Genomic DNA, 22,619 nt, shown 5'->3' with positions numbered 1-22,619 from the left:
GGCAAGCGTCATCCGGAACAGGAAAGGCCGTCGGGAGAGATTCCCCGGGGAGATCGGGGATTCCGGATAAATCGGTGAAACCGGACACCAATATGTGGAGGAGAAACACAATGAAGAAATTGATTTTGGGCGTCGCCTTCGCGGCGCTGATGAGCTCATCCGCGCTGGCCGCCAAGGTTGGCGTATCGATGGCCAAGTTCGACGACAACTTCCTGACCGTGCTGCGCAACGGCATGATCGAGCAGGCCAAGGGCATGAGCGGCGTCGAGCTGCAGGTCGAGGACGCACAGAACGACGTCGCTAAGCAGCTTGACCAGATCAAGAATTTCGCCGCCTCCGGCGTCGACGCCATCATCGTCAACCCGGTCGACACTTCGGCCACGCAGGCGATGTCGGATGCGGCCGCCGCAGCCAAGATCCCGCTGGTCTATGTCAACCGCGAGCCGGTCAATGTCGACACGCTGCCCGACAACCAGGCCTTCGTCGCCTCGAACGAAGCCGATTCCGGCACGCTCGAGACCAAGGAAGTCTGCCGCCTGTTCAAGGAAGCCGGCAAGAAGGAAGCCAATGTCTATGTGATCATGGGCGAGCTTTCCAACCAGGCCGCCGTGCAGCGCACCAAGGACATCGACGATGTGATCGCGACGCCGGATTGCAGCTTCATCAAGATCATCGACAAGCAGACGTCGAACTGGAACCGCGACGAGGCGCAGAACCTGATGACCAACTGGCTGTCGACCGGCAAGCCGTTCGACGGCGTCATCGCCAACAATGACGAAAGCGCCATCGGCGCCATCCAGGCGATGAAGGCCGGCAACATCGACATGAAGGCGGTTGTCGTCGGCGGCGTCGATGCCACCCAGGACGCGCTGGCCGCCATGCAGGCGGGCGACCTCGACGTGACCGTGTTCCAGGACGCGGCCGGCCAGGGCGCCGGCGCTCTCGATGCGGCGCTCAAGCTCGCCAAGGGCGAGAAGGTCGAGCACAAGGTCTATGTGCCCTTCCAGCTGGTGACGCCAGCCAACATCGACAAGTTCCTGAAGAAGAACTGAGCCGCCAACGGTTCGATACCGAGCGGCGCTCTCGATCAAGACAGCGCCGCTCCCCTCTCTCCCTCAGCGCCGCAGGCGCGAGGGCGACCGCGGCTGATGGAGGACAGAATACGTGGCACAGACATCTCATGGCGTCGGCGGCGTCGGTTATGATGCGAGGAAGCGCACATGGCCGGCCGAGTTCAATGTTTTCCTGGCACTGGTCATTCTCGTCGTCATCTTCGAACTGATCGGCCGCGTCTTTCTCGGCGACAGCTTCCTGTTCAACACACGCAGCGACGTCGGCGGCATCTTCAACGAAGCGCGCCTGCAGATCATCATCCTGCAGGTGTCGATCGTCGGCATCATCGCCATCGGCGTGACACAGGTCATCATCACCGGCGGCATCGACCTGTCCTCGGGCTCGATCGTCGGCGCGACCGCCATGATCGCCATGAGCTTCGCCCAGGTGGCGACGGTCAACGGCAACCCCAATCCCAAGGCGATGTTCCTGGCGCAAGGCTGGACCGACCTGCCTGTCATCGTGCCGCTGCTGGTGGCGATCGCCTGCGGCCTCTTCGCCGGCCTGGTCAATGGCGCGCTGATCGCCTACACGCGCATTCCGCCGTTCATCGCCACGCTCGGCATGATGGTGACCGCGCGCGGCATCGCCAAATGGTGGTCCAAGGGCCAGCCGATCTCGTTTCCCACCGAGAGTTTCGCCAGCATCGGCAAAGGCCTGATGCCGGTCGTCATCTTCCTGTCGCTGGCCATCCTGTTCCAGCTGATCATGACCTATACGAGGTACGGCAAGCACTGTTACGCGATCGGCTCCAACGAGGACGCCGCGCGCATGTCCGGCATCAAGATCGCCAATCACAAGATCCTGGTCTACGTCATCGCCGGCATTCTCGCCGCGCTCGCCGCCGTGGTGCTGAGCTCCAAGAACCTGACCGCGCAGTCCGGCATGGGCGTGATGTACGAACTCGACGCCATCGCCATGGCGGTCATCGGCGGGGTCTCGCTGTCGGGCGGCCGCGGCTCGATCATCGGCACGGTGATCGGCTCGCTGATCTTCGGCGTCATCATCTCCGGCTTCACCTTCCTGCGCCTCGACGCCTACTACCAGGAGATGGTCAAGGGCGTGATCATCGTCGGTGCGGTGGTTCTCGACCAGTGGCGCCAACGCCTGCGGGCAATGAGGGCATGACCATGTCAGACATCGTCCTGAAGACCGAAAACCTGACCAAACGCTATGGCGGCGTGCATGCGCTGGAAGGCGCGAACTTCGAGCTGCGCAAGGGCGAGCATGTCGCCATCATGGGCGACAATGGCGCCGGCAAATCGACCTTCGTGCGCCAGATCACCGGCGTCGAGCAGCGCACCAGCGGCCAGATCTGGTTCGACGGCAAGGAAGTGAACTTTGCCGGGCCGATCGAGGCCCGCACGGCGGGCATCGAGACCGTGTTCCAGAATCTGGCGCTGGCCGACGATCTCGACGTCCCGTCCAACCTGTTCCTCGGCCGCGAGAAGGTTTTGTTCAACCTCGGCCCGTTCTCGATCCTCGACCGCAAATACATGCGCAAGGCGACCGAGGCGGCGCTCGTCCGCACGGCGGTGAAGATCCCCAATTTGTCCAACACCATCCGCCACATGTCGGGCGGCCAGCGCCAGTGCGTGGCGATCGCCCGGACCGCGACCTTCGCCTCCAAGCTGATCATCATGGACGAGCCTACCGCCGCCCTTGGCGTGCAGGAGACCGCGCAGGTCGAAAACATCGTCCGTACGCTCAAGGACAATGGCGAGCCGCTGATCCTGATCAGCCACAATATGCGTCAGGTGTTCGATCTCTGCGATCGCATCGTCGTGTTCCGGCGCGGCCGCATCGTCGCCAATCTGCGCAAAGAGAACACCGACGGAAACGATATCGTCTCCTACATCACCGGCGCCAAGACCGGGGAGGCGGAACTCGCGGCCTAAAACAGGATGGTCATCCTGTTTTCTGGCGCGCTCGAAAAATGGCCTTGCCACCTTTCCCCAAAAGCAAGGTGCGGACAACTCTCTCCAACCCATTCCCCCAGAGGAAATACCCATGACCGTTCGCTTCGCTCTCCTCGGTGCCGGCCGCATCGGCAAGGTCCACGCCCGTGCCGTCGGCTCCAATCCGCAGGCCAAACTGGTTGCCGTTGCCGATGCGTTCGAGAAGGCGGCCACCGAACTGGCCAGCGCCTATGGCGCCGAGGTGCGCAGCATCGAGGACATCGAGAAAGCCGGAGATATCGACGCCGTCATCATCTGCACGCCGACCGACACCCATGCCGATCTGATCGAGCGCTTCGCCAAGGCCGGCAAGGCGATCTTCTGCGAGAAGCCGATCGACCTCGACGTCAAGCGCGTCGAGAAATGCCTGGCCGTGGTCGAGAAGACCAAGGCGACGCTGATGGTCGGCTTCAACAGGCGCTTCGATCCACACTTCGCCGCCGTGCGCAAGGCGATCGACGACGGCGCCATCGGCACCGTCGAGATGGTCACCATCACCTCGCGCGATCCCGGCGCGCCGCCGATCGACTACATCAAGCGCTCGGGCGGCATTTTTCGCGACATGACCATCCATGATTTCGACATGGCGCGCTTCCTGCTCGGCGAGGAGGTCGTGGCGGTCAGCGCCCATGCCTCGGTGCTGGTCGACAAGAAGATCGGTGCTGCCGGCGATTTCGATAGCGTCAGCGTCATCCTCGAAACCGCTTCCGGCAAGCAGGCGGTCATCTCCAACTCGCGCCGCGCCACCTATGGCTACGACCAGCGCATCGAGGTGCATGGCTCGAAGGGCATGATCGCGGCCGAGAACCAGCGGCCGGTTTCGATCGAACTGGCCAACGAGAAGGGCTACACCCGCCCGCCGCTGCACGACTTCTTCATGACCCGCTACCTCGACGCCTATGCCATTGAGATCGCCGCGTTCATCACAGCCGCGACCTCGGGCAAGAAAGCGTCGCCGAGCGGCGCGGACGGGCTGGTGGCGCTGAAGCTGGCCGACGCAGCGCTGAAATCAGCAACGACCGGCAAGACCGTCCGTCTCGACAAGTAAGAAATCTTAGGAAGAAACCACAGGAGCAGAGCGATGAGCGCATCAGCCGATCGCAATTCACAGACACGCGCCATCGTCACCGGTGGCGCCCAGGGGATCGGCTTTGCCGTCGCCGAAGCGCTGGCCGAGGAAGGTTGCCGGGCGCTGGCGCTCATCGGCCGCTCGCAGGAGAAGGGCGACAAGGCCGTCGCTCATTTCACGAAATCGGGCGTCGATGCCATTTTCATCAGCGCCGATGTGTCAAAAGTGGCGGACTGCAAGCGCGCGGTGGCCACCGCGATCTCGCATTTCGGCACCATCAACGCCTTGGTCAATGCCGCCGCGACATCGGCGCGCGGTTCGCTGGTCGAAACCAGCGAAGAGCTGTTCGATACGATCTTCGACACCAATGTGCGCGGCCCGTTTTTCCTGATGCAGGGCGTGGTGGCGCATCTCCTGGAAAAGAAGGCACCCGGCTCGATCGTCAACGTGCTGTCGATGTCGGCGCATACCGGCCAGTCGTTCCTGACGCCCTATTCGACCAGCAAAGGGGCGCTGATGACGCTGACCAAGAACGTCGCCAACGCCTATCGCTACAACCGCATCCGCTGCAATGCGGTGCTGCCGGGCTGGATGGACACAGAGGGCGAGGACATCGTGCAGAAGAAATGGCACGACGCGCCGGACGACTGGCTGGCAAAGGCCGAAGCGGCGCAGCCGATGGGCCAGCTGGTCAAGCCGGACCAGCTTGCACGGCTGATCAGCTACATGGTCAGCCCGCAGTCCGGTGTCATGACCGGATCGCTGGTCGACTATGACCAGAGCATTGCAGGGGCGTCACCGGAGTAACGCCGGCGAGTCTATCGGAAACGTCCATCGCTTCGTCATCCACCGGCGAAGCAAGGAGCGTAGCGACGCGGCGCAGACCCGAGGATCCATGCCGTTACCTTAGCCGAAGAATGCAGCAGGGCAGAATTCTGCAACGCAGCAGCGCTCTGAAGTCGCGGCATGGATCCTATGGTCTGCGCCGCGTCGCTTCGCTCCTTGCTCCGCCATAGGATGACGAAATCGTGAGAGTTCGGCCCATCCCGAATTTGGCTGCCACCACCCCCGTGACAAACGCCTCCGCATCGACTATATGGGCCGCATGATCAACCTGTCCGCCACGTATTGGTACTTTAGGAGCTCGCTGGCGGCGGGAGGATTGCGCTCGATCTGAAGATTGCAGCAACAAGATCCGAACAGCCGCCATACCTGGCGGCTTTTTTGTTTCAGCCGGCAGGTTCCCAAACAGGAGCAGAAAGCCGTGTTGACCACCACAGACGACCTCCGGGTCAAGGAAATCCGAGAACTGAGCACACCGGACGAGGTGATGCGGGAGATCCCGCGCACTTTGACGGCGACGCGCACCGTCAGCGCATCGCGCAACGCCACCCATGCCATCTTGAACGGAACCGACGACCGGCTGCTCGTCATCGTCGGCCCGTGTTCGATCCACGATCCGGTCGCGGCCGTCGACTATGCCAGCCGTCTGGCGGCGCTGCGCGAGAGCCTGTCGGACCGGCTCGAGATCGTCATGCGCGTCTATTTCGAAAAACCGCGCACGACGGTCGGCTGGAAAGGTCTGATCAACGATCCCGACCTCGATGGCAGCTTCAACATCGACAAGGGGCTGCGGATGGCACGCAATGTGCTGTCTGCCGTCAACAATCTCGGCCTGCCGGCGGCGACCGAATTCCTCGACATGACCACCCCGCAATACATTGCCGACCTCGTCGCCTGGGGCGCGATCGGCGCGCGCACGACCGAGAGCCAGATCCATCGCGAACTCGCCTCGGGCCTCTCCTGCCCGGTCGGCTTCAAGAACGGCACCGACGGCAATCTCAGGATTGCTGCCGAAGCTGTGAAATCGGCCGCCCAGCCGCATCATTTCATGGCGGTGACCAAGGGCGGACGCAGCGGCATCGCCACAACCACGGGCAATGAGGACTGCCACGTCATCCTGCGCGGCGGCGTTCAGCCCAACTATGACGCGGCGAGCGTCGAAGCCGCCGCTGTGGAACTCGCCCGCATCGGCGTTGCGCCTAGGCTGATGATCGATGTCAGCCACGCCAACTCGGCCAAGAAGCCCGAGAACCAGCCCAAGGTCGCGGCCGATGTCGCCGACCAGGTCGCGGCAGGCGACGAGCGCATCATCGGCCTGATGATCGAGAGCAATCTCGTCGCCGGCCGGCAGGACGTGGTGCCGGGCAAGCCGCTGGTCTATGGCCAGAGCATCACCGATGGCTGCATCGACTGGGCGACCACCGAGACGGTGCTGCACGGCCTTGCCGGCGCCGTCGAGTGGCGCCGCTCGGCACGCCGAGCCGTGATCGACAACCGGCAGGGAGCTGCCTGACAAGACATAGGGGAGTGGGCGGCGGTGACCGGGATTACGCCGCCCTTAACCCTTCCCATGCCGTGAACACCGACACGGCAAAGAGCAGCAGTCCGGCCGACCGGCCGGCAAAAATGGTCGCCCGCGGATTGGCGATCAGAAGGTTGCGGCTGCGGCCGGCGGTGATAGCCAGCCCGCCATAGATCGCAGCCTGCGTCACCACGGTCAGCAGCCCCATGACCGTCGCCTGCATCCAGATCGGACCGTAGTCCGGTTTCAGGAACTGCGGGTAGACGGCAAGCACGAACAGGTATGCCTTCGGGTTGATCAGGCAGGTCACAAACCCCTGGCGAAACGCCTTCCATGCGGAACGGCTGCCGGCAGGCCCCTCCTGACCGACAGTGATGGAACTGCGCATCAGCGTGATGCCTATGAAGGCCATGTAGGCGGCGCCGGCAAGCAGAAGGGGCTTGAATAGGATCGGCACGAAATGCATCAGCAGGCCGACGCCGATGGCGCCGTTCAGCGTGTGCACCATGCCGCCGACCATGATGCCGCCGGTCGCGGCAAGGCCTCGGTCGCGGCCGCCGGTCAGTGCATTGGCAAGCACGAAGAGCATGTCCATGCCCGGAACGGCGATGATGCCGAACAGCAGGATAAAGAAAAGCCAGAGATTTTCCGCATAGCCCATGTCAGTTGCCTGCCGCCTCGCTCCGCCAAACCGCAGCGGAACCTGTTGATTTTCAATTCGATAGGCGCTCCTATAGGTCAGCCAACTGACGATGGTGTGTCAGTTGTGATGGAAACCGGGCGAGAAAAATGCGCAAGGCGTCGCGCCTGTTCGAGATCATCCAGATCCTGCGGCTGGCGCGGCAGCCGGTGACGGCAGCGACGATCGCCGAGCGGCTGGAGGTGACGGTGCGCTCGATCTATCGCGACATTGCCGCCCTGCAGGCGATGCGCGTGCCGATCGAGGGCGGGCGCGGCATCGGCTACATCCTGCGTCCCGGCTTCGACCTGCCGCCGCTGATGTTCTCGATCGAGGAGATGGAGGCGATCGTCCTGTCGCTGGCGCTGCTGGAGCGCACCGGCGACAGCGAGCTCAAGCAGGCGGCCAAGCGCGTCAGCGCCAAGATAGCCGGTGCGGTGCCGCCGCCCTTGCGCCAGGCGTTCGACGCCAATGCGCTGCATGCGTGGGGGTTCGCCGCGCCCTCGACCGGCGCGATCGACCTTGCGCTGGTGCGACGCGCCATCCGCGACGAGGAGAAGCTCGACCTCTCCTATCGAGACGAAATGGGCCGCGCCTCAGAGCGCCTCATCCGCCCGATCGCGCTCATCTACTACGCCGAAACCGCCAACATCGTCGCCTGGTGCGAGCTGCGCCAGGCGATCCGCAATTTCCGCAGCGACCGGATCGCGGATTGCCAGGCGACCGGGTTACGCTTCAAGGGCGAAGGCGACCGCTTGCGGCAGGTCTGGGTGAATGGATGGGAGACGAACGTCGCTGCCACGGTCGTCTAAGCGGGCTTATATCACCGTACGTCCATCCAGCGCTTTTCCTCGAACGAACGCGCCATCGCGTGCACGGTGCGCTCGATCTCCAGCCCTTCGGCAAATTCGATGAGCCGCGCCGGCTTGCCCTCAAGCCGCGTCAGCATTTCGTGGCACTCGATGATCTTGAGGTCGTTGAAGCCGAGGCCATGGCCTGGCGCCGGCACGAAGAGGTCATAGGGCTTGTGGTGCGGCGCCACCAGGATGGTGCGGTAGCCCTGCTCGGTCGGACGGTCTGATGTGAGATAGAGCTGGAATTCGTTCGATCGTTCCTGGTCGAACAGGATCGACCCTTTAGAGCCGAAGATCTGGACGGCGATGCGGCCCTTGCGGCCCCAGGCCGAGCGGTTGACCAGCAGCGTGCCGGCAATGCCATTTTCCAGATGCATCAGCACGCTGGCGATGTCGTAGGTCTCCACCGCGCGACGACCGCCGCTGGCCAGCTTGCGATCGGCATAGGGTTTGGCCATGTCGCAGATGACACTGGCGACGCGGCCGAACAGGGCTGAGACCAGCGACAGCGGATGCACGGCGAAATCGTCGAGCGCGCCATAGCCGGAAGCTGCTTCGTGCTTCCAGAAGAACAGCGCCTCCGGGTCGGCCATGAAATCCTCGTCCATCTCGATGCGCAGATGGTTGACCTCGCCGATGATCTTCTCGTCGAGCAGCGCGCCGATGTGGCGGATGGCCGGGCTCTGGATGTAGTTGTAGCCGAGGGCCGCGACCTTGCCGGACTTTTTCGCCGCCGCCGCCATCGCCTCGGCCTCGGCAAAGCTCGGCGCCATCGGCTTTTCGCACCACAGATGCTTGCCTGCCTCAAGGATGGCGATGGCCATTTCCGGGTGGAACTGGTTGGGCGTGGTCAGCGAGACGATATCGACGTCAGGATCGTTGACGACGGCACGCCAGTCGCCGGACGCCTTGGCGAAACCGAACTCGCCGGCCTTGCGCCGGGCAAGCTCTTCGTTGACCTCGCCGAGATGGACGAGCCGTGGCTTGGCAACGTCGGGAAAGACGGCGCTGACGGCACTCCATGCGATGGCGTGACACTTGCCCATGAAACCCGTACCAATGAGACCGACGCCGACCATTTTCCGTTTCTCCACTGCTTGAAGCGCTGCGTGGATGAATTAGTCCATTTTCTCTAGGAATGGAATGTCTGCCTCATTTTTTATGGTGTTCTTGCGCAGCCTCGCTATGATGATGCACAGAGGGATGCTTCACGCATGAGCTTGGACAGAGCGACGATGGACGAACGGGTACCTCGCGATTTCGAGACGCTGCGCACCACCATCCTGGAGCGGCGCGAAAGCCTGCCGAAGCGCATCGCGCAGATCGCCGCCCATGCGCTCGACAATCCCGACGATATCGCCTTCGGCACCGCCGCCAGCATCGCCGCTTCGGCCGGCGTGCAGCCGTCCACCCTGATCCGATTTGCCCAGCAGCTTGGCTTCGATGGGTTCACCAGCCTGCAGCAGGTGTTTCGCGAGCGGCTGCGCGAGCGCAACTCATCCTATGACGAAAGGCTGCAGGCGTTGCGCGTCAAGGCCGAGGGCGGCGCCGGCCACCGGGCGATCTTCGACGGCTTCGTCGCCGCCGCCTCGACCTCGCTCAACGACATTTCACGCACGCTGGATGACGCGCATCTGGAAGACGCCATTTCCCTGCTGGCGAAGGCGGAAACCATCTACGTGCTGGCCAAGCGCCGCTCCTATCCGGTGGCGAGCTATATCGCCTATGCGCTGGGCAAGCTGAAGATCCGCAACCAGCTGATCGAATCGGCGGCCGGGCTGAATGCCGAGATGATCGGCTTCGCGACGCCGGCGGATGCCGTCATCGCCATCTCTTTCTCGCCCTACGCACCGGCCACGATCGGGGAAGCGCGCAGCATTTCGGAACAGGGCGTGCCGATCGTCGCCATCACCGACAGCTCGTTTTCGCCGCTCGCCCAGTTCGCCAAGGTCTGGTTTGAGGTTGCAGAGGCCGATTTCGCCGGCTTCCGCTCGCTGTCGGCGACAATGGCGCTGGCCATGGCGCTGACCGTCGGCGTCGGCGAGAAGCGGCGCGACACGGGCAGGAAGCGCAAGGCCTGATCCACCGCCGAAAAGGCACTTTTCGCCGAAGGAACACTCATTCCATATTGACTATGGATTGGAATTATTATTTCATATTCCCGGCGCCACGCTGCCGCTCGCGCGTGTACCCCAACACAACAAGGCCGACGGGAGGTTCCAATGAGCGAAGCCGTGGACGCTGAATACGCGCCGCTCGACGTCATCACCATCGGTCGCGCTTCCGTCGACCTTTATGGCCAGCAGATCGGCTCGCGACTGGAGGACATCACCTCCTTCGCCAAGTCGGTCGGTGGCTGCCCGGCCAATATCTCGGTCGGCACCGCCAGGCTCGGCCTGCGCTCGGCGCTGCTGACCCGCGTCGGCGACGAGCAGATGGGCCGCTTCATCCGCGAGCAGCTGACGCGTGAGGGCGTCAATGTCGACGGCCTTAAGACCGACAAGGAGCGGCTGACCGCTTTGGTGCTGCTGTCGGTCGAGGACGAAGGCGTTTCGCCGATGATCTTCTACCGCTCGGACTGCGCCGACATGGCGCTGGCGCCGGAAGACATCGATGAGGCCTTCATCGCCTCGGCGCGCTCGATCGTCGTCACCGGCACGCATTTCTCCCGGCCCAACAGCGATGCCGCGCAGCGCAAGGCAATCCGCATCATGAAGGCCAAGGGCGGCAAGGTGGTGTTCGACATCGACTACCGGCCGAACCTGTGGGGCCTTGCCGGCCATGCCGAAGGGTTCGAGCGCTATGTGAAATCGGACCGGGTCTCGGCGCAGCTGAAGACGGTGCTGCCCGACTGCGATCTCATCGTCGGCACCGAGGAAGAGATCATGATCGCGTCGGGGGCCGACGATTGCCTGAGCGCCTTGAAGACGATCCGCTCGCTGTCGTCGGCCACCATCGTCCTGAAGCGCGGCGCCATGGGCTGCATCGTGTATGACGGACCGATCAGCGACGATCTCGAGGACGGCGTCGTCGGCAAGGGGTTTCCGATCGAGATCTACAATGTGCTCGGCGCCGGCGACGCCTTCATGTCCGGCTTCCTGCGCGGCTGGCTGGGCGGCGAAGATCCTGCGACAGCGGCGACCTGGGCCAATGCCTGCGGCGCCTTCGCCGTGTCGCGGCTGCTCTGCGCGCCGGAATATCCAACCTTCGAGGAGCTGCGGTTCTTCCTCAAGAACGGCAGCAAGCATCTCGCCTTGCGCAAGGACGAGGCGATCAACCACATCCATTGGGCGACGACGCGCCGGCGCGACATTCCCTCGCTGATGGCGCTCGCCTGCGACCACCGCGTGCAGCTCGAGGATGTGGCGGCGAAGGCCGGTGCCGATCCCGCACGCATCCAGGATTTCAAGGTGCTGGCGGTCAAGGCGGCGGCGAAGGTTGCCGCCGGCCGCGACGGCTACGGCATGCTGATCGACGAGAAACACGGCCGCAAGGCGATGTTCGAATTCGCCAGGCATTCCTTCGCCTGGCTCGGGCGGCCGGTGGAGCTGCCGGGTTCGCGGCCGCTGCGCTTCGAATTCTCGCAGGACATCGGCTCGCAGCTCACCGAGTGGCCGGTCGACCATTGCATCAAATGCCTGTGCTTCTATCATCCCGACGATCCGGCGGCGCTCAAGGACGAACAGCAGCAGAAGTTGCGCGCGCTGTTCGAAGGCGCGCGGAAAGTAGGCAGGGAACTTCTCATCGAGATCATTGCCGGCAAGCATGGCAAGCTCGACGACACGACGATCCCACGCGCGCTGGAGGAACTCTATGCGCTCGGCATCAAGCCGGACTGGTGGAAGCTCGAGCCGCAGGCGTCGAGCGGCGCCTGGGCGAAGATCGAGGCCGTGATCCTGAAGCACGACCCCTGGTGCCGCGGCGTCGTGCTGCTTGGCCTGGAAGCGCCGCAGGACGAGCTGGAAGCGGCGTTCGCCGCTACCGCCAAGGCGCCCATCGTCAAGGGTTTTGCCGTCGGCCGCACCATCTTCGTCTATGCGGCCGAACAATGGCTGGCCGGCAAGATGTCGGATGACGAGGCTATCGCCGACATGGCGCAGCGCTTCGAACAGTTGACGGATGCGTGGCTTGCCGCGCGCGGCCGCAAGGCGGCATAAGAAGGCGCGGAATAGGACTGCGGAGGAAAACACCATGAGCAAGACAATCCGCCTGACGATGGCGCAGGCGCTGACCCGCTTCCTGTCGCGTCAGATGACCGAGATCGACGGCAGCAAAGTCCCCATCTTCGGCGGCGTCTGGGCGATCTTCGGCCACGGCAATGTCGCCGGCGTCGGCGAGGCGCTCTATCAGCTGCGCGACGAATTGCCGACCTTCCGCGCCCACAATGAACAGGCGATGGCGCATGCGGCGATTGCCTACGCCAAGGCCAATTTCCGCCGCCGCTTCATGGCCGCGACCTCTTCGATCGGCCCCGGCGCGCTCAACATGGTGACGGCGGCCGCGCTCGCCCATGTAAACAGGTTGCCCGTCCTGTTTTTGCCGGGCGATGTCTTCGCCAACCGCATCCCAGATCCGGTGCTGCAGCAGGCCGAGGATTTCTCCGACGGCACGGCGACGGTCAATGACTGCTTCCGTCCCGTTTCGCGCTATTTCGACCGCATCACCCGGCCGGAGCAGATCATTCCTGCGCTCAGCCGCGCCATGCAGGTGCTGACCGATCCGGCCGAATGCGGCCCGGTGACGCTGTCGCTGTGCCAGGACGTCCAGGCCGAGGCCTATGACTATCCCGAGAGTTTTTTCGCCGAGCGCGTCTGGCATCAGCGCCGGCCGCGTCCGGATCGCCAGGAATTGGCGGCCGCAGTCGCCGCGCTCAAGGGTGCGAAAAAACCGTTGATCATCGCCGGCGGCGGTGTCCTCTATTCGCAGGCGTCGGACGAACTGGCGAAATTCGCCGAGGGCGCCGGCATTCCGGTCTGCGAGACGCAAGGCGGCAAATCCTCGCTGCCGGACGATCATTCGCTCAACATGGCGGCGGTCGGCGTCACCGGCACTTCTGCCGCCAACCGGCTGGCTGAGGAAGCCGATGTCGTGCTGGCCATCGGCACGCGCCTGCAGGATTTCACCACCGGTTCGTGGGCGCTGTTCAAGAATTCGGGCAAGACCATCATCGGGCTCAACGTGCAGCCCTTCGACGCCGGCAAGCACCGCGCCCTGCCATTGGTGGCAGATGCGGCCGAGGGCCTGGCCGAACTCGGCGCTGCCCTGAAGGGCTGGAAGGCGCCGGCAAGCTGGACGGACAATGCGGCCACCGGCAAGAAAGCCTGGCAGGTCGAGGCGGCCAAGGTGACGGCGTCGACCAATGCCGCCTACCCGTCCGACGCGCAGGTGATCGGCGCCGTGCAACGCGCCATGGGCTCCGGTGTGACGCTGCTGAATGCCTCCGGCGGCCTGCCGGGCGAACTGCACAAATTATGGCAGGCGGGCGCGCCCGGATCCTACCATGGCGAATATGGCTTCTCGACCATGGGCTACGAGATTGCCGGCGGGCTCGGCGCCAAGATGGCGAAGCCCGATCAGGAGATCGTCGTCATGATCGGCGACGGCTCCTACCTGATGATGAATTCGGAGATCGCCACCTCGGTGATGCTCGGACTGAAGCTGACCATCGTGCTGCTCGACAACCGCGGCTATGGTTGCATCAACCGGCTGCAGATGGCGACCGGCGGCGCCAACTTCAACAATCTCCTGAAGGACTCGCGCCACGAGGTTCTGCCCGACATCGACTTTGCCGCGCATGCGGCGAGCCTGGGGGCGATTGCCGAGAAAGTGCCGTCGATCGCCGGGCTGGAAAACGCGCTGGCACAGGCCAGGAAGAACACGCGCACCACGGTGCTCGTCATCGACACCGACCCGCTGGTTTCCACAGATGCCGGCGGCCACTGGTGGGATGTGGCGGTGCCGGAAGTGTCTGTAAGGCCGCAGGTCAACGCGGCGCGCAAGGCGTATGACGAGAAGCGACAGATGCAGACCATCGGCGATTGATATAGGCGCCGAAGCTCCTCCTTCTCCCCGTCTCTACACGGGGAGAAGATGCCGACAGGCAGATGAGGGGCGGCGCCAACGAGCAAGAAACTGTTTTAGGACCGGAGTGACGACTTGAAAGCCAAACTGGGCATGTCCCCCATTGCGTGGTGGAACGACGATCTGGCGGAGCTCAGCGATGACGTGTCGCTGGAAGAATGCCTGCGCCAGTCACGCTCGGCCGGGTTCACCGGCATGGAGATGGGCCGGCGTTTTCCCAATGATCCCGAAATCATGCTGCCGATCCTGAAGGCAGCCGACGTCACGCTGTGCGGCGGCTGGTTCTCGGGCACGCTGGTCGATGAGGAGATGGCCGGCAACAAGGATCGCATCCAGCCGATGATCGACCTGTTCAAGGCGGTAAATGCGCCTTGCATCGTCTATGGCGAGGTCGGCCGTTCGATCCAGGGCGATCGCTCGAAGCCGCTCGCCACCAAGCCGAAGCTGTCGGATGACGAGATGAAGGCCTATGCGAAACGCCTGACCGAATTTGGCGAATGGTGCGCCGAACAGGGCATGCCGCTGTCCTACCACCACCACATGGCGGCGGTGGTCGAGACCGAGCCGGAACTCGATACCTTCATGCGCTATTCCGGAGCCGGCATTCCGCTGCTGCTCGACGCCGGACATCTGGCATTCGCCGGCGGCGACGTGCTGCGCGCCATCGATAACCATCACGCCCGCATCAGCCATGTGCATGTGAAGGACGTTCGCATGGAGGTGATCGAAAAGCTCGATCGCACCAAACAATCCTTCCTCGACGCGGTGGCGCTGGGCGCCTTCACCGTGCCGGGCGACGGTTCGCTGGACTTCGGCGCCATCGTGCAGCGCTTCGCCGACCATGGCTATGAGGGCTGGTTCGTGGTCGAAGCCGAGCAGGACCCGAAAAAGAACCCGCCACTCAGGATGGCGCAAGTTGGCTACGAGGAATTGATGCGCGTCATGACCGCCGCCGGATACACGGTCGAGACGCAAGGCTTTCCAAATGTCTAGTTTCCCAATGGCTGGTGCGACGGGTTCCCGGCGAGGCCGATTGCTGTAGATTGGCCCGATGAAAGATTCCGAACATCCCTTCTTCCGGCCTTTGTGGCGGCGTGTAGCCATCGTCGCGGTCTGCGTCATTTGGTCGATCATCGAGTTCGCCACCGGCACGCCGTTCTGGGGCATGATCGCGCTCGGCTTCGCCGGCTACGCCGTCTGGCAGTATTTTTATCTCTACAAGCCTGCTGACGAGGCGAAGCCTCCGGTCGAGGCCGAACCGAAGGAGTGACTGATCGCATGCGTCGGCGATTAGCTTGCAGTGCTTCTAACTTCGTCATCCTAGGGCGGAGCAAGGAGCGCAGCGACGCAGCGCAGACCCTAGGATCCATGCCATGACTATGAAGCTGGTGTGACGGTGCAGAATTCCGCTCCACTGTGCTCTTCGGCAGAGGTTACGGCATGGATCCTAGGGTCTCCGCGACGGAGCTTCGCTCCTGCTACGCCCTAGGATGACGAAGTTGGGAGGGCGCCGGCCGAAGATTTGCGATGGCCCTTTCAAACAGACGGCTTGGCTTCACGGAGCCCTTCAAGCCAACGGAATAGGAGACAAAATGTCGAAGCTGCTCGTCAAAGCCGACAAAGGCCATGGCCGCGTCGCCCATGTGACGCCGAAAAGTGCCGGCTGGACCTATGTCGGTTTCGACCTGCATCGGCTGAAGCCCGGCGAGAGCGCCTCCGGAAAGACGGAGGATCGCGAAGTCTGCCTGGTGTTCGTCACCGGCAAGGGTAGCGCCACCGCCGACGGCAAGGATCTCGGTCTGCTCGGCGAGCGGATGTCGCCCTTCGAGGGCAAGCCGTGGTCGGTGTATGTCCCTGAGGGATCGGATTGGTCGGTGACTGCGGACACCGGACTGGAACTCGCCGTCTGCTCGGCGCCGGGCCTTGGCGGCGGCCTGCCGGTGCGGGTGATCGCACCGGACGATCTCGGCCAGGAAGTGCGCGGCAAGGGCACCAACACGCGCTATGTCACCAACATCCTGCCGGAGGGCAAGCCGGCCGATTCGTTGCTGGTGGTCGAGGTCATCACGCCCGGCGGGCATACATCGAGCTATCCGCCGCACAAGCACGACCAGGATAATCTGCCTGCCGAATCCTATCTCGAGGAAACCTACTATCACCGCCTCAACCCGCCGCAGGGCTTTGCCTTCCAGCGCGTCTATACCGACGCCGACAGGAATGGCCATCGCGCGCTCGACGAAGCGATGGCGATCGAGGATGGCGATGTCGTACTGGTGCCCAGGGGTTATCACCCCTGCGCCGCCTGCCACGGCTATGACCTCTATTATCTCAACGTCATGGCAGGGCCGAAGCGGACGTGGAAATTCCACAACGCGCCCGAGCACGAATGGCTGATGAAGGCCTGATCGGTCGCTGCGTGAGCACTCGCCCCCTGGTCCAGCACGAAAAAATCGTCGGCTAATGACCCCGCCGCAGCGTTTTGTTACCTGAAAGCCAGCAAGGCTTCGTCAATTCGTCATGGAAATCACCTATGGCAGCGAAGCTGACAAGGACTTTCCATGCGCTACGCCCTCTATTTCACCCCCCGGCAGGACGAGCCACTGGCGCGGATCGCCGCCGACTGGCTGGGCCGCGACCCGTTTGGCGCCGCGACGAGGCCGGTCGAAGCGGTGGCCGACCTGTCGGCGGCGGAAGTTGCTTTCCACACCGCTTCGGCGCGCCGCTATGGTTTCCATGCGACGCTGAAAGCCCCCTTCCGCCTGGCTGCCGACGAGACGGAAGCCTCGCTGCGCGCCGCACTCGACCATTTTGCCGAGGTGACGCCGGCGGTGACCATCCCGCGTCTCGTGGTCAGCCAGATCGACGGCTTCTTCGCGCTGGTGCCGGAAGGGCCAGTGCCTGCGCTCAACCGGTTCGCCGATGACGTGGTGCGCGATTTCGACCGGTTTCGCGCACCGCTGAGCGAGGCGGAAATCGAGCGGCGCAGCCCGGATTCGCTGAAGCCGGCCGAGTTCCGCAACCTCTGCCAATGGGGTTACCCCTATGTCTTCGAAACCTTTCGCTTCCACATGACGCTCTCCGGCCGGGCGGGGTCACAGGAAAGCCCTCGTTTGCGCGCAGCGATCGACAGCCTGTTCGCGGACGTGCTGCAACAGAAGGTGCTGGTGGATGCGCTGACCTTGTTTGTCGAAACCGAACCGGGTGCACCGTTCATGGTGCTCTCGCATCATGCGCTCGGGCGCCGCCCGACCAGAAAAACCGCCTGAAGGACTGCCTGAAATGACCGCCGAGACTGTTCTCCACAACGCCCGCATCGTGCTTGCCGACGAGATCGTCGAGGGTTCGCTGGTGCTGCGCGACGGCTTTATCGCCGGCATCGAATCCGGCGCAAGCTTTGGTTCTGGCCGCATCGGCGAGGACATGGGCGGCGACTATGTCATTCCCGGGCTGGTCGAATTGCACACCGACCATCTCGAAGGCCACTACGCGCCGCGGCCCAAGGTGCGCTGGAATCCGATCGCCGCCGTGCTCGCCCATGACGCGCAGGTGGCGACCGCCGGCATCACCACCGTGCTCGACGCCTTGCGCGTCGGCATGGACGAAGACGCCGACCTGACATCGGCCGACATCCGCAAGCTGGCCGACGCGATCGAGGACAGTGTGAAGCAGGACCGTCTGCGCGCCGATCATTTCATCCACCTGCGCTGCGAGGTTTCGGCACCGGACTGCCTCAGGGCTTTCGCCAATTTCGACGGCGACGAGCGGGTCAAGCTGGCGTCGCTGATGGACCATGCTCCAGGCCAGCGCCAGTTCGTCAACCTCGAGACCTATGCCTACTATTACCAGCGCAAGCTGAAGCTGACCGATCGCGACTTCAAGGTGTTCTGCGAAAAGCGGATGGCCGAATCGGCGCGCAATTCGGCGCCGAACCGGGCGGTGATATCAGCCGCCTGCCAGGAGCGCGGCATCGTGCTGGCCAGCCACGACGACGCCACATCAGGCCATGTCGACGAGGCGATCGAACAGGGCGTTCGCGTCGCCGAGTTCCCGACCACGGAAGAGGCCGCCAGGGCCTCGAAAGAGGCCGGGATGGGTGTGCTGATGGGCGCGCCCAACGTCATGCGCGGCGCCTCGCATTCGGGCAATGTCTCGGCCCGCACGCTGGCCAGTGACGGCCTGCTCGACATCTTGTCGTCCGACTACATTCCCTTCAGCCTGATCCAGTCGGCGTTCTTCCTCGGCGATGTCGTCGAAGGCATTTCGTTGCCGCAGGCCGTCGCCATGGTCTCGAAAAACCCGGCCGATGCGATTGGCCTGACCGACCGCGGCGTCATCGAACAAGGCCGCCGCGCCGACCTGGTGCGGGTGCGTGTCGACGACCATGTTCCGGTCGTGCGCACCGTCTGGCGGCAGGGACGCCGGGTGGCATGATGGTGTCGGCACTGATCGAGCGGGAACTGTCGGCCGAGACGTCTCCGATCCGCGATGGCGTCTTCGTCGCCGTCGTCGGACCGAGTGGCGCCGGCAAGGACACGGTGATCGGCTACGCTCGCAACCATTTTGCCGACGAAACGCGGCTGGAGTTCGTCCGCCGCGTCATCACAAGGCCGAGCGATGCCGCCAGCGAGGATCACGACACGCTGGCCGACGCTACCTTCGTCGAAGCCGAAGCCGATGGCGCCTTCGCCATCTCCTGGGAAGCGCACGGCTTGCGCTATGGCATTCCCGCCGATGTCGACTGGTCTGTCGCCAATGGCCGTGTTGCTGTCGCCAATGTGTCGCGCGCGATCATCCCCTCCTTGCGCGAACGCTATGCCAATCTGGCCATCGTCGAAATCACCGCCTCGCCGGAGGTGCTGGCCGAGCGTCTGGCGATGCGCGGCCGCGAGTCACGCGGCGAAGTGCTGGCGCGGCTGGCGCGCAGTGCCAATGTCACTCTGTCCGGGCCCGGCGTCACCTCGATCGACAACAGCGGCCCGCGCGAAGCGGCCGGCGAACGCTTCGCCGAGGTGCTGCGCAAGGCGATGGCTTTTTCCGACATTTCGGGCCTGATCTAGAGCGACGGTTCTTGACGCCTCGTTCACGCGATGGGCGCTTTAAGCCCCAAGCGCAAAGGGCATCAGCGACACCGTGCCAGCCGAACTTTCACCTGGGGCGAGTACGATGGTGCCCTCGTCCGGATCGCTCCATCCGCCCCGGTTGAAAGCACCGGAGGCCATGGTCTGCGGTTCGACGCAAAAGTAAGGCTTGGCCGGGTCGGCGTACAGCATCAGGTGCTTGAAGATCGGATCGGCCTTGATGCGCAAACCCGCGCCGCGCGCCGGAAAGCGAAGCGTCGCCTCACCCGTCCAGCCGCCATAATCATTGTTGCGCCAGCCGGCGGGTAAAGGCCGGCTCTCGGCGAAGTCGAGTTCGGGCGCAAGCGCTATCGGATCGCCGGCGATGCCTTGCGGTTCCTCCAGATAGAACCGCGCGGCCTTGAATTGCAGCGTGACGTCCGGGTCGCGATCGAACCAGGGATGCAGGCCGAAACCAAACGGCATGGAAACCGGCCCCGTGTTGGTCAGTGTCATGGTCACGCCGAGGCCTTCTTCGGACAGCACGAAAGCCTGCGTCGCGTGATAGGAGTAGGGTTCGAGGCCGGCTGCGATATCCAGCGACAGCGTTGCCTGGGCGTCGCCCGCCTCAGTAACAGTCCAGGGGTGCTTCCAGCCGCTACCATGCACGTTGATGGTTTCGGGCGGATTGTTGGGCTGGACCCGCCAGCCCTTCGCTCGAAACTCGAATGCATTTCCGGCGATGCGGTTGGCGTAGGGGGTCATCGGGAACATGGCGACGCCAAGCACATTGCCGGCTTCGCGATCATGGTCCGAGAGCCTGCGCATGAGATCGATGCCGCGCCAGCGCAGCGCGCTGAGGCTGCCGCCGATTTGCGGCACCAGTTCGGCTTCGAGCGCGCCGGCCCTGAGCGTCAACGGTTCAGGAATTGCAGCCATCGCCCGCCATTCGCCGCGAGGCGCTATTCCGCGGCCGCGCCGGCGGCGCTTTTGCGGGTGGCGTCGACCATCAGCCGCCGTTCCCGGAACACGCCCCATTGCTGGTCGACCAGCACGCCGATGAGGATGACGCCGCCCATCACCGCGAAATTTAGCGAGGACGGAATGCCGAGCAGGTTGACGAGGTTCTGCAGCTCCTGCAGCAGCACCGTGCCGAGGATGACGCCGATCAGCGAGCCTTCACCGCCGCGCAGCGAGAAGCCGCCGAGCACGGCGGCTGCGATGGCATAGAGCTCGTAGAACTGGCCGTGGCTGGCTGGTGAGATCGAGCGCGTGTACATGGCGAAATAGATCGCCGACAGCGCCGTCAGCACGCCGCAGATGACATAGGCGGCGATGACGACACGGCCGGTGCGGATGCCCGAATATTTCGCCGCCTCCTCGTTCTTGCCGATGGCGTAGAGATAGCGGCCGAACACCGAGCGGTGCAGCACCACCCACATGACGATCGAAATAACGATCAGCGCGATGAAACTGTTCGGCACGCCATAAGAGCGCCCGGCGGTGAGGAATTCGAGGTCGGGAAAATTCTGGCCGAAAGCAAAGCCCGCGGTGCCGTCGCCAGTGTAGAAGCGGGCGATGCCGCGGTAGATCAACAGGCCGCACAGCGTGACGACGAAAGGCTGCAATTTCAGTCTTGTGATCAGCCAGCCATGCGCCAGGCCGATGATGGCGCCAAGCACCAGGATGAGCACGAAGGCAACCGGCCATCCCATGCCACGCACGGCGATGAAGTCGATGAACAGCGTTCCCAGCAGCGCGACCACCGAGCCGACCGACAGTTCGATGCCGCCGGTGATGATGACGAAGGCCTGGCCGATCGACAGGATGCCGAACAGGCCGATCAGGTTCGAGGTGTTGGCGAGGTTGATCGGCAACAGGAAGCGCGGATTGATGATCGCAACGATCGCCCCGACCACCAGGATCAGGATCAGCAGGCCGAGATCTTTCTTGCTCATCGTCTTCTCCCCAATGCCTGAGCGATCGCGCTTCCGCGAGACCCCGGCAAAAACTATTTCGGCTGCTTGCCCACCGCCAGCAGCAGTACGTTTTCCTGGCTGAACCGGTCCTTGTCGAGAATGCCCGAGATCTGGCCCTCATGCATGACGGCGATGCGGTCGGACACGCCGATCACCTCTTCCATGTCCGACGAGATCATCAGCACAGCGACGCCGGCGTCGGCCAATGCGCGCATCAGCCCGTAGATTTCCGCCTTGGCGCCGATGTCGATGCCGCGCGTCGGCTCGTCGAGGATCATCACCTTGGGGTTCATGGCCAGCCACTTGCCGAGCACGACCTTCTGCTGGTTGCCGCCCGACAGCGTGCCGGTGCGCGTCTGCACCGAAGGCGCCTTGATGCCGAGGTCTTTCTTCTGCTTCTCGGCGGTGGCGGTCTCGGCGCTTTTGGACACCAGGGAGCGGCGCGCATGCGCCGGCAGGTTGGGCAGCGAAATATTCTGCGCGATCGACAGGTCGAGCAGGATGCCGGTGAGCTTGCGGTCCTCCGGCACCAGGAAGATGCCATGCGCGACGGCGTCGGCCGCGGAAGCCAGCGCAAGCGGCTTGCCGTCGAGCTCGAGCGCGCCGCCAAGCTTCGAGTCGATGCCGAAGAACACCCGCGCCAGCTCGGTGCGGCCGGAGCCGACAAGGCCGGCAAGGCCTAGGATTTCGCCGCGCCTGACATCGAGGTCGACCGGGCGGCCGGGATAGGCCGGGGTGCGGATGGCCTTGGCCGCAAGCGCCGTGGCGCCGGGCGGCGCGTGCGCCTCGGAGGCCTTTTCGCGCTCCTTCAGCATGCGGCCGATCATCAGCTTGACCATCTGGTCGTGGCCGATGTCGCTCTTCGGCAAGGTGCCGGCCAGCATGCCGTCGCGCAGCACCACGACGCGGTCGGCGACGCGCTCGACCTCGTGCAGGCGGTGCGAGATGAAGATGACGCTGATGCCGTCGGCCTTCAGCGCCTTGATGACATCGAGCAATTTGTCGGTCTCGGCGAGCGGCAGGCTCGATGTCGGCTCGTCGAGGATGACCAGCCGCGCCTCGATCGACAGCGCCTTGGCGATCTCGACCATCTGCTGCTGCGCCAGCGACAGGGTCGCGACCTGCGTGTCGGCGGAAAAATTGGCGCCGACGCGCTTCAAAAGCGGCGCCACCATGGTGCGCAGCTTGGCGCGGTCGACGAGCTTCAGCGGCCCGGCGCGCAACGGCTCGCGGCCGAAGAAGATGTTGGCGGCGACATCGAGATTGTCGAACAGGTTGAGTTCCTGGTGGACGAAGGCGATGCCCGAACCCAGGCTGGCCTCGACGGAGAGCCTGTCATGCGCGGTGCCGTCGACCGTGATCGTGCCGCTGTCGGGCGTGGTGACGCCGCCGAGGATCTTCATCAAGGTCGATTTGCCGGCGCCGTTTTCACCGACGAGGCCGATGACCTCGCCCGGCCTGACC

Annotated in this window: 21 protein-coding genes; 16 read left to right on the top strand and 5 right to left on the bottom strand. The window is 64.0% G+C overall.

All coding sequences use genetic code 11. The features are described 5' to 3' along the window. Positions 1-110: 110 nt before the first annotated feature. From EN943_RS19615 to EN943_RS19590, 6 genes are all read left to right on the top strand, one after another. The gene (locus EN943_RS19615) at positions 111-1,052 is read left to right on the top strand and encodes a sugar ABC transporter substrate-binding protein (RefSeq protein ID WP_027039988.1); all 942 of its coding nucleotides are present in this window, start codon (positions 111-113) and stop codon (positions 1,050-1,052) included. Between the two features lie 112 nt (positions 1,053-1,164). Then, a complete protein-coding gene (locus EN943_RS19610) occupies positions 1,165-2,241 on the top strand; it encodes an ABC transporter permease (protein ID WP_127260810.1) in 1,077 nt (358 codons plus the stop codon). A 2-nt stretch (positions 2,242-2,243) separates the two neighbouring features. Then, positions 2,244-3,011 (top strand): ATP-binding cassette domain-containing protein, encoded by a 768-nt coding sequence (locus EN943_RS19605; RefSeq protein ID WP_023810655.1) that lies wholly within the window; start codon positions 2,244-2,246, stop codon positions 3,009-3,011. 112 nt (positions 3,012-3,123) lie between these two features. After that, a complete protein-coding gene (gene iolG / locus EN943_RS19600; protein WP_127414240.1) occupies positions 3,124-4,119 on the top strand; it encodes an inositol 2-dehydrogenase in 996 nt (331 codons plus the stop codon). Between the two features lie 33 nt (positions 4,120-4,152). Then, entirely contained in the window at positions 4,153-4,947 is a 795-nt protein-coding gene (locus EN943_RS19595) for an SDR family oxidoreductase (protein ID WP_127414239.1), read from the top strand. Between the two features lie 457 nt (positions 4,948-5,404). Next, positions 5,405-6,496, top strand: a complete 1,092-nt coding sequence (locus tag EN943_RS19590; RefSeq protein WP_127414238.1) for a 3-deoxy-7-phosphoheptulonate synthase — start codon at positions 5,405-5,407, stop codon at positions 6,494-6,496. A 34-nt stretch (positions 6,497-6,530) separates the two neighbouring features. On the opposite strand, the gene EN943_RS19585 is transcribed toward EN943_RS19590, so the two are convergent. Continuing rightward, complete coding sequence (locus EN943_RS19585) at positions 6,531-7,166, bottom strand: LysE family translocator (protein WP_127414237.1); 636 nt, start codon at positions 7,164-7,166, stop codon at positions 6,531-6,533. A gap of 128 nt (positions 7,167-7,294) precedes the next feature. Between EN943_RS19585 and EN943_RS19580 the strand changes: the two genes are divergently transcribed. Continuing rightward, on the top strand, positions 7,295-7,996 hold the full coding sequence (locus EN943_RS19580) for a YafY family protein (protein ID WP_127414236.1): 702 nt from the start codon (positions 7,295-7,297) through the stop codon (positions 7,994-7,996). A gap of 11 nt (positions 7,997-8,007) precedes the next feature. Here EN943_RS19580 and EN943_RS19575 read toward each other — a convergent pair whose 3' ends face one another. Continuing rightward, complete coding sequence (locus EN943_RS19575) at positions 8,008-9,117, bottom strand: Gfo/Idh/MocA family oxidoreductase (RefSeq protein WP_127414235.1); 1,110 nt, start codon at positions 9,115-9,117, stop codon at positions 8,008-8,010. Positions 9,118-9,273: 156 nt separating this feature from the next. Between EN943_RS19575 and EN943_RS19570 the strand changes: the two genes are divergently transcribed. From EN943_RS19570 to phnN, 9 genes are all read left to right on the top strand, one after another. Next, positions 9,274-10,119 (top strand): MurR/RpiR family transcriptional regulator, encoded by an 846-nt coding sequence (locus tag EN943_RS19570; RefSeq protein WP_164778265.1) that lies wholly within the window; start codon positions 9,274-9,276, stop codon positions 10,117-10,119. 141 nt (positions 10,120-10,260) lie between these two features. Further along, entirely contained in the window at positions 10,261-12,195 is a 1,935-nt protein-coding gene (iolC, locus tag EN943_RS19565; RefSeq protein ID WP_127414233.1) for a 5-dehydro-2-deoxygluconokinase, read from the top strand. Between the two features lie 34 nt (positions 12,196-12,229). Further along, on the top strand, positions 12,230-14,080 hold the full coding sequence (iolD, locus tag EN943_RS19560; RefSeq protein ID WP_127414232.1) for a 3D-(3,5/4)-trihydroxycyclohexane-1,2-dione acylhydrolase (decyclizing): 1,851 nt from the start codon (positions 12,230-12,232) through the stop codon (positions 14,078-14,080). A 114-nt stretch (positions 14,081-14,194) separates the two neighbouring features. Then, complete coding sequence (iolE, locus tag EN943_RS19555) at positions 14,195-15,112, top strand: myo-inosose-2 dehydratase (RefSeq protein ID WP_127414231.1); 918 nt, start codon at positions 14,195-14,197, stop codon at positions 15,110-15,112. Positions 15,113-15,170: 58 nt separating this feature from the next. Next, positions 15,171-15,389 carry a DUF3329 domain-containing protein gene (locus EN943_RS19550; protein WP_127414230.1) on the top strand — a complete coding sequence of 73 codons (219 nt, stop codon included), beginning with the start codon at positions 15,171-15,173 and terminating at the stop codon, positions 15,387-15,389. Between the two features lie 322 nt (positions 15,390-15,711). Continuing rightward, positions 15,712-16,524, top strand: a complete 813-nt coding sequence (iolB, locus tag EN943_RS19540) for a 5-deoxy-glucuronate isomerase (RefSeq protein ID WP_127414242.1) — start codon at positions 15,712-15,714, stop codon at positions 16,522-16,524. Positions 16,525-16,677: 153 nt separating this feature from the next. After that, a complete protein-coding gene (locus EN943_RS19535) occupies positions 16,678-17,385 on the top strand; it encodes a DUF1045 domain-containing protein (RefSeq protein WP_127414229.1) in 708 nt (235 codons plus the stop codon). Between the two features lie 13 nt (positions 17,386-17,398). Then, positions 17,399-18,550 (top strand): alpha-D-ribose 1-methylphosphonate 5-triphosphate diphosphatase, encoded by a 1,152-nt coding sequence (locus EN943_RS19530; protein WP_127414228.1) that lies wholly within the window; start codon positions 17,399-17,401, stop codon positions 18,548-18,550. Next, a complete protein-coding gene (gene phnN / locus EN943_RS19525; protein ID WP_164778264.1) occupies positions 18,547-19,176 on the top strand; it encodes a phosphonate metabolism protein/1,5-bisphosphokinase (PRPP-forming) PhnN in 630 nt (209 codons plus the stop codon). Before EN943_RS19530 ends, phnN begins: the two co-directional genes overlap by 4 nt. Positions 19,177-19,215: 39 nt before the next feature. Here phnN and EN943_RS19520 read toward each other — a convergent pair whose 3' ends face one another. The 3 genes from EN943_RS19520 to EN943_RS19510 form a co-directional block, all read right to left on the bottom strand. Further along, complete coding sequence (locus EN943_RS19520) at positions 19,216-20,115, bottom strand: aldose 1-epimerase (RefSeq protein WP_127414227.1); 900 nt, start codon at positions 20,113-20,115, stop codon at positions 19,216-19,218. A gap of 23 nt (positions 20,116-20,138) precedes the next feature. Next, positions 20,139-21,134: an ABC transporter permease gene (locus EN943_RS19515; RefSeq protein ID WP_127414226.1), complete on the bottom strand. Its 996-nt coding sequence runs from the start codon at positions 21,132-21,134 to the stop codon at positions 20,139-20,141. Between the two features lie 53 nt (positions 21,135-21,187). Next, the coding region (locus EN943_RS19510) for a sugar ABC transporter ATP-binding protein (protein ID WP_164778263.1) at positions 21,188-22,619 on the bottom strand (1,432 nt) is incomplete at its 5' end.

The organism is Mesorhizobium sp. M7A.F.Ca.US.006.01.1.1 (assembly GCF_003997935.1).
In the GTDB taxonomy this organism is placed as follows: Bacteria; Pseudomonadota; Alphaproteobacteria; order Rhizobiales; family Rhizobiaceae; genus Mesorhizobium.
Note: the sequence above shows the minus strand (reverse complement) of the source record. Positions and strands in the feature narration are given on the sequence as shown.